The following is a 15,378-nucleotide window of genomic DNA, read 5'->3' on the forward strand; positions in this document are numbered from 1 at the left end:
GGCCCCGACCGTAGTCGAGGCCTTTTGCATGAGTTCAGGAGAACCGATGTGCGCGCGAAGGGATTCGAACCCCCAACCTTCTGATCCGTAGTCAGATGCTCTATCCGTTGAGCTACGCACGCATCCGTAGGCTTCCGATTCGCAGTGCGAATCCGTTCCTACAAGCTGGCCGTTTGGCCGTAGACAACATTAGCGCGAATCCATCGCGACGCCTAATCAGTGGCCGGAGGTCGAACTGTATAGACCGGTCTAGGTGACCTTCGTCACAGGAGCCGTGGGTGTAAGCGCAGGACATCGCCGCGAATCCGCGGTTCATCGAGGGGTACGTGGCCCGGTGGCCCAGGAGCAGCCGACTCCCTGAACACGCCGCCCCTAGCATCGGTACACATTGACCACCCAACGAAGGGAAGATCCATGGGCGATCCCGTACGGCAGTCTACGGCTGGCACCACGACCTCCGAGTCCGCTCCCACCACGCATGGGCCCCTGCTCGCCTGGGTGCGGGAGATCCAGGAGCTGACGCAGCCGGACACCGTGGTGTGGGTCGACGGTTCGGAGGCGGAGAACACCCGCCTGACCGATGCGCTCGTGGACGCCGGGACGTTCGTCCGCCTGAATCCGGAGACGTTCCCGAACTCCTTCGCAGCCTTCTCGGATCCGTTGGACGTAGCCCGGGTCGAGGAGCAGACATACATCTGCTCGCGGGACGAGCGCGAGGCCGGCTTCACGAACAACTGGATGGACCCGGCGGAGATGAAGGCGAAGCTCACGGGTCTGTTCTCCGGTGCGATGCGCGGGCGCACCATGTACGTCATTCCCTTCGTCATGGGCCACCTCGACGCCGAGGAGCCCAAGTTCGGTGTCGAGATCACCGACAGCGCCTACGTGGTGACGTCCATGCGCATCATGGCGACCATCGGAACCACCGTCCTCACGCGCATGACCGAGCTGGACGCGCCGTTCGTCCCCGCGCTGCATTCCCTCGGTGCGCCCCTGGCCGACGGTGAGGCGGATGTCCCCTGGCCGTGCAACGAGGAGAAGTGGATCGTGCACTTCCCGGAGGAGCGCTCCATCTGGTCCTACGGCTCGGGCTACGGCGGCAACGCCCTGCTCGGCAAGAAGTGCTACGCGCTGCGGATCGCATCCGTGATGGCCCGCGACGAGGGCTGGCTCGCCGAGCACATGCTGATCCTCAAGCTCACCTCACCGCAGGACAAGACCTACTACCTCTCCGCGGCCTTCCCCTCCGCCTGCGGCAAGACGAACCTGGCGCTGCTCGATCCCACGATCGACGGCTGGAAAGTCGAGACCCTGGGCGACGACATCACCTGGATGCGCTTCGGCAAGGAAGGCGAGCTGCGCGCGGTCAATCCCGAGGCCGGCCTCTTCGGTGTCGCCCCCGGGACGGGCTGGCACACCAACCCGAACGCCATGCGCGCCATCGCCAAGGGCAACTCGGTGTTCACGAACGTCGCACTCACCGACGACGGCGGCGTGTGGTGGGAGGGGATGACCGAGGAGGTGCCCGCGCACCTGACCGACTGGCAGGGCCGGGACTGGACGCCGGACATGGATCACCCGGCCGCGCACCCCAACGCACGGTTCTGCACCCCGATCGATCAGATCGACATGCTGGCCGAGGAGTTCAACCGGCCCGACGGCGTCGAGCTCTCCGCGATCCTCTTCGGCGGGCGCCGCAAGACGACTGTCCCGCTGGTCACGCAGTCCCGCGACTGGGCCAACGGCATCTTCATGGGTTCCACCCTGTCCTCGGAGACGACGGCCGCCGCCGCCGGCGAGGTGGGGCGCGTCCGCCGCGATCCGATGGCCATGCTGCCCTTCATCGGCTACGACGCCGGGGACTACCTCCGGCACTGGCTCACCCTCAGCGCGGGCGCGGACCAGGAACGGCTCCCGAAGATCTTCCTCGTGAACTGGTTCCGCCGTACTGCGGAGGGCGGGTTCGCCTGGCCCGGGTTCGGGGACAACTCGCGCGTCCTGAAATGGGTCATCGAGCGGCTCGAGGGCACCGCGGACGCCGTCGAGACCCCCATCGGCCACGTGCCCACCGGGGATGCCCTGGATCTGACCGGCCTGGACATGACGCCCGCCGAGGTCGAGGCGGCCGTGCACGTCGACGCCGTCGAATGGGCCGAGGAGCTCGAGGGCATCGAGCAGTGGTACGCCCGGTTCGGGGACTCCCTGCCCGAAGAACTCAAGGGGCAACTCCACGACCTGAAGGCTCGCTTCAGCAACGCCTGACGGCTCCGCCGTCGTCCGGGTGGCCTACGGCCGTCCAAATGTCCTGCTGACGCCGAGATGCGGTCAGTCGCGGATGACTGCGAGAACGCGCTGCACGAGATCCTCGAGCGTCTCCCGGTCCACGGCCTCGGCGTTGAGGCGGAGGTACGGTTCCGTGTTCGACGGGCGGAGATTGAACCACCAGGAGCCGTGGCCGGGCGTGAAGGTGAGGCCGTCGAGATCGTCCACCACCACCCCGTCCTGCTCGAACTCCGAGCGGGCGCGCGCCATGGACGCCTGCAGGTCCTCGACCTTCGAGTTGACCTCCCCCGAGGAGACGTAGGGTTCGTACTCGCGGCCGAGGTCCGACAACGGGCCGTCCTGCTCACCGAGGGCCGCCAGGACGTGCATCGCCGCCAGCATGCCGGTGTCGGCGTTCCAGAAGTCACGGAAGTAGTAGTGCGCGGAGTGCTCGCCGCCGAACACCGCCCCTTCCTTCGCCATGACCGCCTTGATGAAGGAGTGGCCCACCCGTGTGCGGACCGGGCGGCCGCCGTCGTTCCTGATCAGTTCGGGGACCGCGCGCGAGGTGATGAGGTTGTGGATGATGACCGGTTCGGCCTCGCCGGCGGCCTGGGCGCGCGCGATCTCGCGGCGGGCGACCATCGCGGTGATGGCGCTCGGTGAGACGGCCTGGCCCTGCTCGTCGATGATGAAGCAGCGATCGGCATCTCCGTCGAAGGCGATGCCGATGTCGGCGCCGTGCTCGACGACGGCTGCCTGCAGGTCCCGCAGGTTCTCCGGCTCGAGCGGGTTGGCAGGGTGGTTCGGGAAGGAACCGTCCAGCTCGAAGTAGAGGGGCACGATGTCGAACGGGAGCGCCGGCAGGAGGTGATCGCCGAGGACGGCAGGGGTCGTGAGACCCGCCATGCCGTTGCCGGCGTCGACCACGATCTTCAGCGCGCGCGACGACGAGAGGTCCACCTGCGCGCGGAGGAAGCGTGAGTACTCCTCGAGGATGTCCCGCGAGCTCGTCCGCCCCTGCGCGTCGACCGCCGGGATCACACCGTCGGCGAGGTAGCGCTCCGCGCGTTCCTGCACGTCGGCGAGGCCGGTCTCGGAGGAGACCGGAACAGCACCGGGGCGCGTCATCTTCATGCCGTTGTACTCGGCCGGGTTGTGGCTGGCGGTGAAGGTGACGCCGGCCGCGTCCAGCGTGCCGCTCGCGTAGTACAGCTCGTCCGTCGAGATGAGGCCGAGCAGCAGGACATCCGCGCCGCGGCGGGTCGCACCCTCCGCGAAGGCCGTCGAGAACTCGGGCGACGACGGACGCATGTCGCCGCCCACCAGGATGGTCTCGCCCGCGAGGTCCAGCGAGTCCACGAAGGCTGCCCCGACGGCCCGGACCGAGTCCACGGTGATGGTCTCGCCGACGATACCGCGCACGTCGTAGGCCTTGAAGGAAGCAGAAAGATCGAGGAGTGTAGTCACGCTTGGAGTCTAGCGGTGGCGGTGTCCGCAGGTTGCCCACATAGCGGACGGACGGCGGGATGAGTGGGGGAGGCGGCTGGGATACTGGGAAGCATGTCGCCCACCACCACCCTGAACGAGCAAGCCACCACGATCCTCCATACCCTCGTCGGGTCACCCGAGGCCCGGTTCCATGACGGTCAGTTCGAGGCCATCGAGGCACTCGTCGAAGACGGCCGCCGGGCGCTCGTCGTGCAGCGGACGGGGTGGGGCAAGTCGGCCGTGTACTTCGTGGCAAGTCTCCTCCTGCGTGCCCGGGGCGCCGGGCCCACGCTGATCGTGTCGCCGCTGCTGGCCCTCATGCGGGACCAGGTGGCCGCCGCGGCCCGGGCCGGGGTGCGTGCCGTGGCCATCAACTCCGCGAATCAGACCGAATGGCAGGACATCACGGCGAAGCTCCAGGCGGACGAGGTGGATGTGCTCCTCGTCTCGCCCGAACGTCTCAACAACCCGTCCTTCCGTGAGCTGTATCTTCCGGAACTGATGCGGCGCACCGGTCTGCTGGTGATCGACGAGGCACATTGCATCTCCGACTGGGGGCACGACTTCCGGCCGGACTACCGCAGGCTCCGCGACCTGATCATGGGGCTGCCGCAGGGCGTGCCGGTCCTCGCCACCACGGCCACGGCCAACTCCCGCGTCGTGGAGGACGTCGAGGAGCAGCTCGGCGCGGGCGGTACCGATGTCTTCACCCTCCGCGGTGAACTCGCCCGCAAATCCCTGCGCCTCGGCGTGCTCAGGCTGCCGAGCCCCCGTGCACGCCTGGCCTGGCTCCTGACACATCTGGCGGACCTGCCCGGCAGCGGCATCATCTATGCGCTCACCGTGTCCGCGGCGGAGGACACGGCACGGCTCCTGCGCGAGAATGGCCATGCGGTCCGCGCCTACACGGGCCGGACCGACCCCGCCGATCGCGAGGTGGCGGAGGCGGCCCTGAAGAACAACGAGGTGAAGGCGCTCGTCGCCACGAGCGCACTCGGCATGGGCTTCGACAAGCCCGATCTCGGTTTCGTGGTGCACCTCGGGGCGCCGTCGTCGCCTGTCGCCTACTACCAGCAGGTCGGCCGCGCCGGCCGCGGGACCCCGAACGCCGACGTCCTGCTGCTGCCGGGGGCGGAGGACCGTGACATCTGGGAGTACTTCGCCACGGCGTCCATGCCGTCCGAGGACGCCGCGGTCAGGGTCCTGGACGCCCTGTCTCCGGGCACGGTCCTCTCGACACCCGCCCTCGAGACCCGCGTCAACCTCAAACGTTCGCCCCTCGAACTCCTCCTCAAGGTGCTCGACGTCGACGGCGCGGTCCGGAAGGTCACGGGCGGGTGGGAGAGCACCGGGACCCCGTGGAGCTATGACGCCGACCGGTACCGGCGCATCAGCGAGGCGCGCATCGTCGAACAGCGCGCGATGCTCGACTACGAGAACACAGCCGGGTGCCGCATGGAATTCCTGTCGACCTCGCTCGACGACCCCGCAGCGACCCCGTGTGGTCGATGCGACAACTGTGCCGGGCCCTGGTACTCGGACGACGTGGCGCACGAGGCCTCCGATTCCGCGAACCAGGCCCTCAGCCGGGTAGGAGTGGAGCTGGAGCCCCGGGGTCAGTGGCCGAGCGGCATGGACAAGCTCGGTGTACCTCTGAAGGGGAAGCTGAAGCCGGGCGAAGTGAGCCTGCCCGGGCGGGCGCTCGCCCGCCTGACCGATCTCGGCTGGGGCAACAGGCTGCGTGAACTCACGGCGGACGCGACACCGGATGCGCCGCTCGACCCCGCAGTCGTCGACGCCGTGGTCCGGGTGCTGGCGCAGTGGGGCTGGGACGAGCGGCCGGTAGCCGTGGTGAGCGTCCCGTCCCGGCGTCGCCCCCAGCTCATCGGCTCCCTGGCGACTGCGCTCGCGGAGGTGGGTCGCATCCCGTACCTCGGACAGCTCGAGACGCCGCACGGATTCCCTCAGGGGCAACCCGGAGGCAACAGCGCCTTCCGCCTCGCGCAGGTCTGGGACCACTTCACGGTCCCGGACGCGGGGTCCGCCTGGTTCGCCGCGAATCCCGGGCCGGTGCTGCTGGTGGACGACTTCGCCGACAGTCGGTGGACGATCACCGAGGCAGGGCGCGCCCTGCGTGCTGCCGGTGCCTCGGGCGTGCTGCCCTTCGCGCTCGCTTTGAAGGCCTGACCGCCGGCCTGACCGTCGGCCGGCACCCGCTGGTCTGACCGCCGGCAGGCACTCGCCGCGCAACGAAAAAGCCCCCGTTCGCACGGGGGCTTTTCAGCGGAGACGGGGGGATTTGAACCCCCGGTAGGCTTTAGGCCCACACTTCATTAGCAGTGAAGCCCATTCGGCCGCTCTGGCACGTCTCCATCGGCTATCTCTAGCCTGCCAAGGTTACCCAGAAGGGGCGGGCAAGAGCAAAACCGACCCGGCCCGGCGCGGTAGCGCCCGCAGGGCACGACCGGACGCCGCGCACGGGAACCCGGCTCACAGGGACCCGGTCAAAGCCCGCCAGAGGAACTCGAAGCTCATCGCGTGCATTCTGGCAGCCTGCCGGTTGTCGGCCGCGCCCGCGTGTCCGCCCTCGAGCGCCTCGTGGAACCACACGTCCCGGACTCCCATCTCCTTCATGCGGGCGGCCATCTTGCGGGCCTGCACGGGCCCCACCCTGTCGTCGCTCGTCGCCGTCCAGATCAGCGTCTTCGGGTACGCGACGTCCTCGCGCAGGAGGTGGTACGGCGAGAAGGTCCGCACGTACTCCCACTCCTCGGGTTTGTCGGGGTCGCCGTACTCCGCGATCCACGAGTAGCCAGCCGACAGCTTGGTGTACCGGCGCATGTCCAGCAGCGGGACACCGCAGGAGATGGCACCGAACAGGTGGGGGTACGTCGTCAGCATGTTGCCGACCAGCAGACCCCCATTGCTCCGGCCCGTGCACCCGAGGAGTTCGGGGGACGTGACCCGGCGCGCCACGAGGTCCTCGGCGATCGCCGCGAAGTCCTCGTACGCGCAATGCCGGTTGGCGTGCAGGGCCGCATGGTGCCACTGAGGCCCGTACTCCCCACCGCCGCGGATGTTGGCGAGGACGTACACCCCTGCACGGCCGTCGGCTGTCGTCCGTTCGAGCCACCCTCGTCCGATCACGCCGCTGTACGCGGGCGTCATGGAGTGCTCGAAGCCGCCGTAGCCCGAGAGCAGAGCCGGATTCCCGCCGTCGAGCTCGAGGCTCTTCGCCGCGATCTGGAAGTAGGGGATCCGCGTCCCGTCCGCCGAGACGGCGAAGTGCTGCTCCACGTCGAACCTGCCCTCGTCGAAGTACGAGGGGGATGACTTGATGCTTGTGTGCTCGCCACCGATGGTGCCGCGGTAGAGGGTGGACGGCGTCAGGAATCCCGTGGCGATGAGCCAGTAGTCGTTCCCGGCCCGGTCATCCTCGTCGTCGACCGCGTAGGCGTCGACGGAGTGCAGCGGCGGGCACGCGTCGAGCAGACGGGACCTCCATCCCTGGGCCGGATCGAGGATGCGGATCTCGGAGGAGACATCCTGCAGCAGATTGAGCAGGAGGAAATCCCTCGTCCAGCTCCATGACTGCAGGGACGTTGCGGCGTCGGGGACGAAGACCTCGGCGAACGCGCGGTCGCCGGTGAGGAAGGACTCCAGCCCGATCACGAGCAGTGACCCGGAGGCGAAGACCCGGCCGGCCGTCGCCCAATCTGTGCGCGGCCGGACGATGAGCCATTCGCGGTGCAGCGAGATGCTCGCATCCTCCGGCACCTCGATCGGCCGCCAGGCCCCGGCCTCGCGCAGGTACGTGCGACGCGTGTAGAAGTCGATCGTGTCCACGGCGATGTCACGCTCGAAGCCCGGTGTGGAGTCGTGGATGACGAGGGCCATCATGTGGTCCTCGTCGACGGCGAAGTACTCCTCGGCGGCATCGAGGCTCCCGCCGCGCGGCAGCACGCGGACCGTCCTCGGGTAGGAACTCGTGGTCAGCGACCCCGGACCGAAGTCGGAACCGACATAGAGGGTGTCCGGACCCGCCCAGCTGATCCGGCTCTTCGCCGTGGGGACGTCGAAGCCGCCCTCCACGAAGTCGAGCCGTTGCAGATCGAACTCCCGGTACCGCGTGGCGTCGCCGCCGTCCGGCGAGAGGGCCACGAGGGCGCGCGTGTACGGCAGGCCGTCGGCGGGCCGGAGGAACATCGCTCCTGCCCACACCCAGTCGGTGCCATCCGCCGCGCTGAGCGCGTCGATGTCGAGGAGGATCTCCCAGTCCGGCTCCGTGGAGGCATAACTCTCCCAGCTGGTGCGGCGCCAGATGCCCTGCCGGTGTCCGGCGTCGCGCCAGAAGTTGTAGTAGAAGTCGCCGTGCTTGCCCGCCATCGGGATGCGGTCCGTCGAGTCGAGCACCTCGAGGATGCCGCGTTCCTGGTCCTCGAAGGACGGCGTGACGAGGGCTTCCTCCGTGAGGGCGTTCTCGGCCCGCACCCAGTCGAGTTGCCGTTCACCGTAGATGTCCTCCAGCCAGAGGAAGGGGTCGTCCGTCGTGGAGGAAGTGTCCGTAGGGTGCATGCGCCCATCCTATGCAGGGCATGGGGCGGGAGCAGAGCCTGGCGCCCCGGTCCGTGCGAGGGCGGGTCCCCACACTGCAGCCGGTCCCGGCCCGGCGGCCACGGTTCCCGCGTTGGCTACTCTGGAGGGGTGGAGAACAGTCAGGCACGGCACGTGGCCGTCATCGGCGGCGGGCCCCGGGGGACCTCCGTGGTGGAACGGCTGGTCGCCGGACAACTGGCTGCAGGAAGCGCAGCGGTGGACCTCGTCATCCACGTCGTGGAACCCTTCGAGCCCGGGCCCGGCCACATCTGGCGGACCGACCAGTCCCGCCTGTTCCTCATGAACACTCCGAGCCTCTACCCGACCGTGGTCCCGGTCCACTCCGACCGGGAAGGTGTCGCGGAGGCCCCTGTGGCGCTGTCCTTCGACGACTGGCGGCGGCAGGCGGGCGACGGAGCGATCCCCGGGATGAGCCCCGAGGACCTGGCGGAGATCAAGGGACTCACGTCCCGCGACTTCCCCAGCAGGGCACTGTACGGGCGGTATCTCGCCTGGATGTTCGCGGCGGTGGTCCGGCGTGCGCCGAGCGGCACATCGGTGCTCCACCACCGGAGGGAGGCGGTGTCGCTGGAGAGTGGCGGCCGTCGACGGTGGGGGGTCGTTCTCGATGACGGCTCGCGGTTCGACGCCGACGACGTGGTCCTCGCGCTGGGACACCTGGCGGCGACCCTGACCCCGGAGCAGGAGAAACTGCAGGATGCGGCTGCCCGGCACGGCCTGCAGTACTGGCCACCCGCCGTGCCCGTGGACGTCGCCTGGCATCGGTTGCCTGCCGGCAAGGCCGTCCTCGTCCGGGGACTGGGCCTCAACTTCTTCGATGCCATGATCCAGCTGACAGAGGGGCGCGGCGGCCGGTTCGCCGTCCAGGAGGACGGGCGGTTCGCCTACCGCGCCTCCGGGCGGGAGCCCCGGCTGGTGGCCGCATCACGCCGAGGCGTTCCCTACCGGGCGAAGGCCTCGCTCGAGTCCTACATCCCCCGCAGCGTGGTGCTCCGGTACTGCACGTCCGAGCGCGTCCTCGCGTTCAGGGCGGCCGGTGTCCAGCCCGGGTTCGACCACGACCTATGGCCCCTCCTCCACCGCGACACCCTGTGGGCCTACTACTCGACGCTCTGCCGCTACGAGCCCCACGCACTGACCCGGCAGCCCGACAGGTTTCTCCGCGAGCTCGGTGCCGCCCTCGACCTCGAGGGCCCTGAGTGGGAGGCGGCAGCTGCAACCGCCGTCGGTGCGGCCGTCCCCGCCGCGTCGCGCGTCGACGTCGAGGGCCTTGCCCATCCCCTCGCCGGCCGGCGCTTCGCCGACGGCGACGAATTCACCGAGGCGGTCCTCGCCCACCTCGAGGCGGACGCGGCGGGCTCCGCGCGCGGCGAGGAGGATCCGCTGAAGATGGCCATCGGCGCGATGAACGCCGGGCGCTCGGTCATCAAGCAGGCGGTGGCGGACGGCGGTATCTCGGACGCCTCGTGGGACGCCGAGCTGCGCGGTTGGTTCGAGCCTCTCGTCGAGGGCCTCGCGAGCGGGCCGCCCCCGGCCAGGATCGCCCAGCTCGCGGCGCTCGTCCGGGCCGGGATCGTCCGCTTCGTGGGGCCCAGTCCCAGCTTGGGGTTCGATCCGGACGAGGGACTGTTCCGCGCTGCGTCCCCGTGGGTGTCAGGGGAGTCATTTACCGCACGGTACTTCGTCGAGGCGATGATGCCCGCCAACCGGGTGGCGACGAGCCTGTCGCCCTTGATGCGGAACCTCCTCGAGCGCGGGCTCGTCCGCCCCCGGACCGTCATGGCCGAGGACGGCGTCCCGGTGATCTCCGCCGGGCTCGACGTTACCGCTCCGCCGTATCGTGCGGTCCACAGCAGCGGTCGGGTACAGGACTCGCTGTTCGTCATCGGCCTTCAACTCGCCTCCGTGCAGTGGGGCACGGCGATCGCCGCCGAGGCCGGGGCGCCGCTCGGGGCCGGCGGGCGGACACTGCTCGATGCCGACGCCATCGCCACCCGCATCCTCACGACGGCGACCACCGAGCAGCAGCGTCCGCCGGCGGCCATCCACGCGTGAGCCAGGACGCGGGACGCCTGAGCCGGGACGTCGCTCGCCTGACGCCTGACGCCTGACGCGGGACGTCGCACCAGGGGACGCCTGACGCGGTACGTCGGTCGCGACGTCGCTCCGGCAAGCAGAAGGGGACCCCCACCGACCATTCGGTGGGAGTCCCCTTCTGGGTGATGCGGGCCTGATCAGGCGGGCTTACCCGGCTTCTCGGGCTTCTCCGGCTTGCCGGGCTTTTCCGGCTTGCCGGGCTTTTCCGGCTTGCCGGGCTTTTCCGGCTTGTCGGGCTTGTCGGGCTTGCCCGGCTCGGCCGGGACTTCGGGCTCCTGGACGGCTTCCACCGTCACCGGAAGGGTGACCGTCGTGCTGCTCGGAGCCGCCGTCAGGACGAGGCGTCCCGCGCCAGCGGCAGTCGCCGGGATGGTCACGGTCACGGTCGCACTGCCGGCAGTGACAGGGAAGGCTCCGAGATCCGTGGCGGTTCCGTCCGCTGCGACATAGCTGGCCGCCACCGAGGTGTTGACCGGGCTGCCGAGCGACGTGAGATCCAGCTTCGAGACCGCGAAACTCACGGCGTCACCCGCCTTCACCGCGGTCGGGGCCCCCTGCACCTGCACGCTGCGACGATCGAACGACGGCGACAGCGGGCTGTTCGCGCGGATGTACTCGATCCACGCGTCGCGGTCCACGAGTCCGGACTCGCGGGTGTCGGCGCCCTCACGGAAGACCGTGAAGTTGTCGCCACCCTGGGCCAGGAAGCTGAACGTCCCGATCCGGTAATCCTTTGCGGGGTCCAGCGGTTCGCCGTCGACCAGGACGGAGGTGATCCGCGAACCGCGCTCGAGCGCCGGATCGTAGGTGACGGACACGTTGTCCGACAGGCCGAGCGCCAGGAAGGAGCGCGAGCTCCCCTCGGGCTGCCACTGCTGCTCGAGCATCGCCGTGAACTGCGCGCCGGTCAGCGTGGTGGTCCACAGGTCGTTGACGAAGGGCAGGACGGCGTTCGCCTCGGCGAACGTCACCACGCCGTCGGGGGCGTAGTAGAGCTCGTTGCGGAGGCCGCCCGGGTTGACGACTCCGATCTGCGCTCCGCCGCGTTCCGCGGGGGCCAGGCTCGCGCGGAGGGAGTCCGCCACGAGATTGCCCAGCGTCGATTCGCTGGTCCGGTCATCGCGGGTGGTGCCGTTGAAGGCGGTCGTGATGTCCTGCGTGACCGACCCCACCGGCTGGTTCCCGATGACCGCTGCCTCGGCGAGCGCCGCGTCCACGATCGTCTTGACCGCGGCCACGCGGGGGTAGGTGCTCACGAGGCCTGCGTCGGCGTCCGTGGTACGGGCGACGTTGCGGGCCGTGTAGGACTCGACGTCGCCCGTGGCGGTGTCCACCGTCAGTGTGATCTGGCCGATGAACTCGCCGTAGGAGCCCGTCTGCAGGACGGGTCGCGTCTGACCGGCAGCACCGGGGACGGGAGCGTCCCACGCGTACTGCTTGTGCGTGTGTCCCGTGAAGATCGCGTCGACCAGGGGCGTGGTCTCCGTGACGATGCGAGCGAACGCACCGCCCGCGGCGATCTCCTCCTCGATCGTGGCACCCTCGACGACGCCGTCGCCGGCCCCGTCGTGGTACTCGGCCACGATGACGTCGGCGAGGTCCTGCTCCTCGATCTCGGCGGCGACGCGGTTGACGGCCTCGACGGGATCGCCGAAGTCGATGGTCGCGATGCCGCCGGGGCTGACCAGGCTGGCCGTCTCCTCGGTGACCACGCCGATGACCGCGACGTCGACGCCGTCGACCGTGATGATCGAGTACTCGTCGAGCGCGGGGTCGGTCGTGCCCTTGGTGTAGACGTTCGCACCGAGGATCGGGTAGTCCGCGCTGTCGCTGACGCGACCGGTGAGGTCCTCGAGACCGCGGTCGAACTCGTGGTTGCCCACGGCGGACGCCTTGAGCTCGAGCGCGTTGAGGACGTCGATCGTCGGCTCGTCGTCCTGCAGGGCAGATGCGAAGAGGGACGCACCGATGTTGTCGCCGGCCGAGAGGAAGGCCGTTTTGTCCTCGCCGAACTCGGCACGCAGCTTCTCGACGGTCCCGGCGAAACGCACCGTGTTGGCGTCGATCCGACCGTGGAAATCGTTGATGTTCAGCAGGTTGAGCTCGGCGGTCGTGTCCGGGGCGGCGACGTCGAAGCCGACGATCACGGGGTCGTGGTCGCTGGCACGGTAGGGATCGGCCACGTAGTAGTCGGTGACGTTGTTGTTGTACCGGCTGTACTCGAGGGCGACGGACTCGACGGAGTTGATGTTCCACGTGTCCACGCCCGTGACGGTGGCATCCACCGCGGGCGAGGCGAGAACGTGGTCGAGTGATCCGCTCAGGCCCGAGAAGACGTACGAGTAGCTGTCATCCTTTTCGCCCTGATTGACGTACCCGGCCTCGTAGAGGACCTGCATGGGGTCCTCCTGCGTGTAGGAGTTGAAGTCACCGGTGAGGAAGACCCTGTCGGTCTTCGCCGCGGTCTTCATCGTGTCGGCGAAGGCGGCGAGCGCCCTGGCCTGCGTCACGCGGGCGGCGTTCCAGGCGCCCTGGCCGTCGCCGGTGTCGGCGTTCGGCCCGGTGCTGGGCCCTGAGCCCTTGGACTTGAAGTGGTTGACGATCGCGAGGAACGTCTGGTCCTCGGTTCCGCCGACGGGCTTGAAGGCCTGCGCGAGGGGCTTGCGGGCGTTCGAGAAGGCCACCGTGTCGTTCAGGATCACGGACTCTCCGACGGGTTCCGCAACCGCCTTCTTGTAGATCAGCGCGGTGCGGATGACGTCCTCGTCCGCCGGCGCGGGAACGTCCGCGGGGGAGCGGACGTAGTCCCAGGTCCCTGGGGACTTCTCGTTCAAAGCCTCGACGAGGGTGGCCAGGGCGGCGTCGCGGTTCTTGCCGAACTTGACCGAGTTCTCGATCTCCATCAGCGTGACGACGTCGGCGTCGAGCGCCGTGATGGCGGCGACGATCTTCGCCTCCTGGCGCTCGAAGTTCTCCTTGTTCGCGGCTCCGCGGGCGTCACAGCCGCCGTTGATGGTGATCGGGTTGCCGGCGCGGTCCGTGTAGTAGGTGCACCCGGACAGGTCGTCGCCCGTGGTGGGGAAGTAGTTCAGCACGTTGAACGACGCGATCTTCACGTCGCCGCCCACCTGCTGGGGAGCGGCGGGCCGTTCCCCGCTGAACCGGACGGGCTGGACACCCTCGGGGCTCGCTCCGTCGAGTTCCGCGAGCGGCTGGAACTTCCAGGCGTTGTTGCGGTAGTCGAGGATCACAGGCGACGTGAACTCCGCCGTGGATCCCACGCGGACGGGCTCCGACGGGGTGAGGTACGGCAGCACCTTGCCACGATTGGCTTGGGCGAAGAAGTTCGTCGACGCGCCGTCGTCGAGGCGGATGCCCCGTGCGGCGTTGTCGGCAACCACGGCGGCGAACTCGGGGGTGCCGGGCCGGGCGACGTCGGTCGGCTGCAGGAGCCGTTCCGTCCCGGTGGCGAGGGTCACCTCGCCGTACTGGTTGACGGTGTAGTTGTCGGCGACGGTGAAGTCACCCTCGGGCTGGAAGAGCATGCCCTCGACGGCCTCGCGTGCGGCGTCGCTGGCGGGCAGCGCGATGGCGCTGGCCTTCGGCTCCTCGGCTGCTTCGGTGAGCTCCTCGGTGCCGCCTGCGGCCACGGTGAGCTGGGTCATGCCGTTGAACTCGCCGACGAGACCCGTGACCTGGACGTGGTCGCCCACCGCGACGGACCCGACGGTCGCGGGCGAGTAGACGAAGAGGGCGTCCGACGCCGTCTGGTCGGCAGCGGCGGACGTGCCCGCGGTCTGGAGGAAGAAGCCCTGGAAGCCGCCGCTCGGGTAGGCCGCGGTGATCTTGCCGCGGGTGGTGACGGTCGAGCCCACCAGGGGAGAGGTGTCGGTGGTGCCCTGGATGTCACGGATCGGAGTGACTGTGCCAGGTGTCGGGGCGGTGGGAGTGGGCGTGGGTGTCGGAGTCGGCGTAGGGGTGCTGCCGCCCGACGTCGAGTTCATGGGTGTCGTGTCCTGGAGCGTGAAGTCCGCCCCGTTGTCATCCGTGTCGGCGAAATTGGTCCGGTTCGTCGACTTCGTGCTGCCGGCGCCAGGTGTGGTGGCGGCGGAACCCTCGAACGCGAGCGCCGTACCGTAGCCCAGGAGGTCGACGACGCCGGGAGTGCCCGCGGCGTTCCCGACGGGGAGCGCGCCGACGCTGCTGGACCGGTCGGACAGGACGATGACGCCGCCCGGACCGCCCGGGCCGAACCCGGTCACCAGGTCGGGGGTGGGCAGGGCCACGCCGGCCGCGCCGTTGCTGCCGCCCTGGACCAGGAAGTAGCCCTTGGCGGGGATGGTCCCGCGGAGGGCGGTGGCGCTCGGGTTCGCCGTGGAGCCGGGTGCCCGGTACTGCAGCGACCAGCCCTCGAGGCTGACCGGCGCATCGGTCGGGTTGTAGAGCTCCACGAACTTGTTGGTGTACGGGGTTCCTGCGGAGCCCCCGGTCACGAACGCTTCATTGATGATGACGCCGTCTCCTGTGACGGACGCCGTGCCCGGTGGTGTATCCACCGCGTTGGCAGGCAGTGCGATCATCGGCGAGGCGAGTAGCCCCAGTGACAGCGCCGCACCGAGCGCTCCCTTCCATGACGAATTAGTCATTCGTTCTTTCTTCTCCTTGACGATGGCCGCGAGAGCGGCCGCGAGTGGAACCCGCCTACCCGTCGATGGGTGGGCGCATTGGCAAGTGCACCGTATGTGACGCAGGTGACATTCCTATCCCCGGGAGAAGCCAACCAGAACATCGTTAACAATGGGTTACTAAAGAGCCAGTGGATGCGGAAGAACGGGCGCGACTCGTGCTCGATCGTGGACGAAAGAGCGTTCTCGGCGGGTTTCCTGGAGCGTTCCGGTCAGCATGTGCCGG

General features: G+C 69.1%; 6 protein-coding genes and 2 tRNA genes. 3 read left to right on the forward strand and 5 right to left on the reverse strand.

The genetic code is table 11. The features are described 5' to 3' along the window. Window positions 1–49: 49 nt before the first annotated feature. A tRNA-Arg gene (locus tag FJV46_RS09800) sits at window positions 50–122 on the reverse strand. A 292-nt stretch (window positions 123–414) separates the two neighbouring features. Between FJV46_RS09800 and FJV46_RS09805 the strand changes: the two genes are divergently transcribed. After that, window positions 415–2,262, forward strand: coding sequence for a phosphoenolpyruvate carboxykinase (GTP) (locus tag FJV46_RS09805; protein ID WP_087027896.1), 1,848 nt, complete (start codon window positions 415–417; stop codon window positions 2,260–2,262). Window positions 2,263–2,325: 63 nt separating this feature from the next. Here the strand turns inward: FJV46_RS09805 and FJV46_RS09810 are convergent, their stop codons facing one another. Further along, window positions 2,326–3,732, reverse strand: a complete 1,407-nt coding sequence (locus FJV46_RS09810) for a phosphomannomutase/phosphoglucomutase (protein ID WP_087027898.1) — start codon at window positions 3,730–3,732, stop codon at window positions 2,326–2,328. Window positions 3,733–3,825: 93 nt separating this feature from the next. Between FJV46_RS09810 and FJV46_RS09815 the strand changes: the two genes are divergently transcribed. After that, window positions 3,826–5,940, forward strand: a complete 2,115-nt coding sequence (locus FJV46_RS09815) for a RecQ family ATP-dependent DNA helicase (protein WP_087027900.1) — start codon at window positions 3,826–3,828, stop codon at window positions 5,938–5,940. Between the two features lie 97 nt (window positions 5,941–6,037). On the opposite strand, the gene FJV46_RS09820 is transcribed toward FJV46_RS09815, so the two are convergent. Continuing rightward, window positions 6,038–6,125 (reverse strand) — tRNA-Ser (locus tag FJV46_RS09820). A gap of 118 nt (window positions 6,126–6,243) precedes the next feature. Then, a complete protein-coding gene (locus FJV46_RS09825) occupies window positions 6,244–8,328 on the reverse strand; it encodes a prolyl oligopeptidase family serine peptidase (protein WP_087027902.1) in 2,085 nt (694 codons plus the stop codon). 129 nt (window positions 8,329–8,457) lie between these two features. On the opposite strand from FJV46_RS09825, the gene FJV46_RS09830 reads away from it, so the two are divergent. Beyond that, a complete protein-coding gene (locus FJV46_RS09830) occupies window positions 8,458–10,425 on the forward strand; it encodes an FAD/NAD(P)-binding protein (RefSeq protein WP_087027904.1) in 1,968 nt (655 codons plus the stop codon). A 179-nt stretch (window positions 10,426–10,604) separates the two neighbouring features. Here the strand turns inward: FJV46_RS09830 and FJV46_RS09835 are convergent, their stop codons facing one another. Continuing rightward, window positions 10,605–15,113 carry an ExeM/NucH family extracellular endonuclease gene (locus FJV46_RS09835; RefSeq protein ID WP_087027906.1) on the reverse strand — a complete coding sequence of 1,503 codons (4,509 nt, stop codon included), beginning with the start codon at window positions 15,111–15,113 and terminating at the stop codon, window positions 10,605–10,607. Window positions 15,114–15,378: the final 265 nt, after the last annotated feature.

It is taken from the genome of Arthrobacter agilis (assembly GCF_006494655.1).
Taxonomy (GTDB): Bacteria; Actinomycetota; Actinomycetes; order Actinomycetales; family Micrococcaceae; genus Arthrobacter_D; species Arthrobacter_D agilis.

Coding starts and splice junctions, on each gene's coding strand:
- FJV46_RS09805 (WP_087027896.1), top strand. CDS start 415: ATGGGCGATCCCGTACGGCAGTCTACGGCTGGCACCACGACCTCCGAG.
- FJV46_RS09825 (WP_087027902.1), bottom strand. CDS start 8,328: ATGCACCCTACGGACACTTCCTCCACGACGGACGACCCCTTCCTCTGG.
- FJV46_RS09835 (WP_087027906.1), bottom strand. CDS start 15,113: ATGACTAATTCGTCATGGAAGGGAGCGCTCGGTGCGGCGCTGTCACTG.
- FJV46_RS09815 (WP_087027900.1), top strand. CDS start 3,826: ATGTCGCCCACCACCACCCTGAACGAGCAAGCCACCACGATCCTCCAT.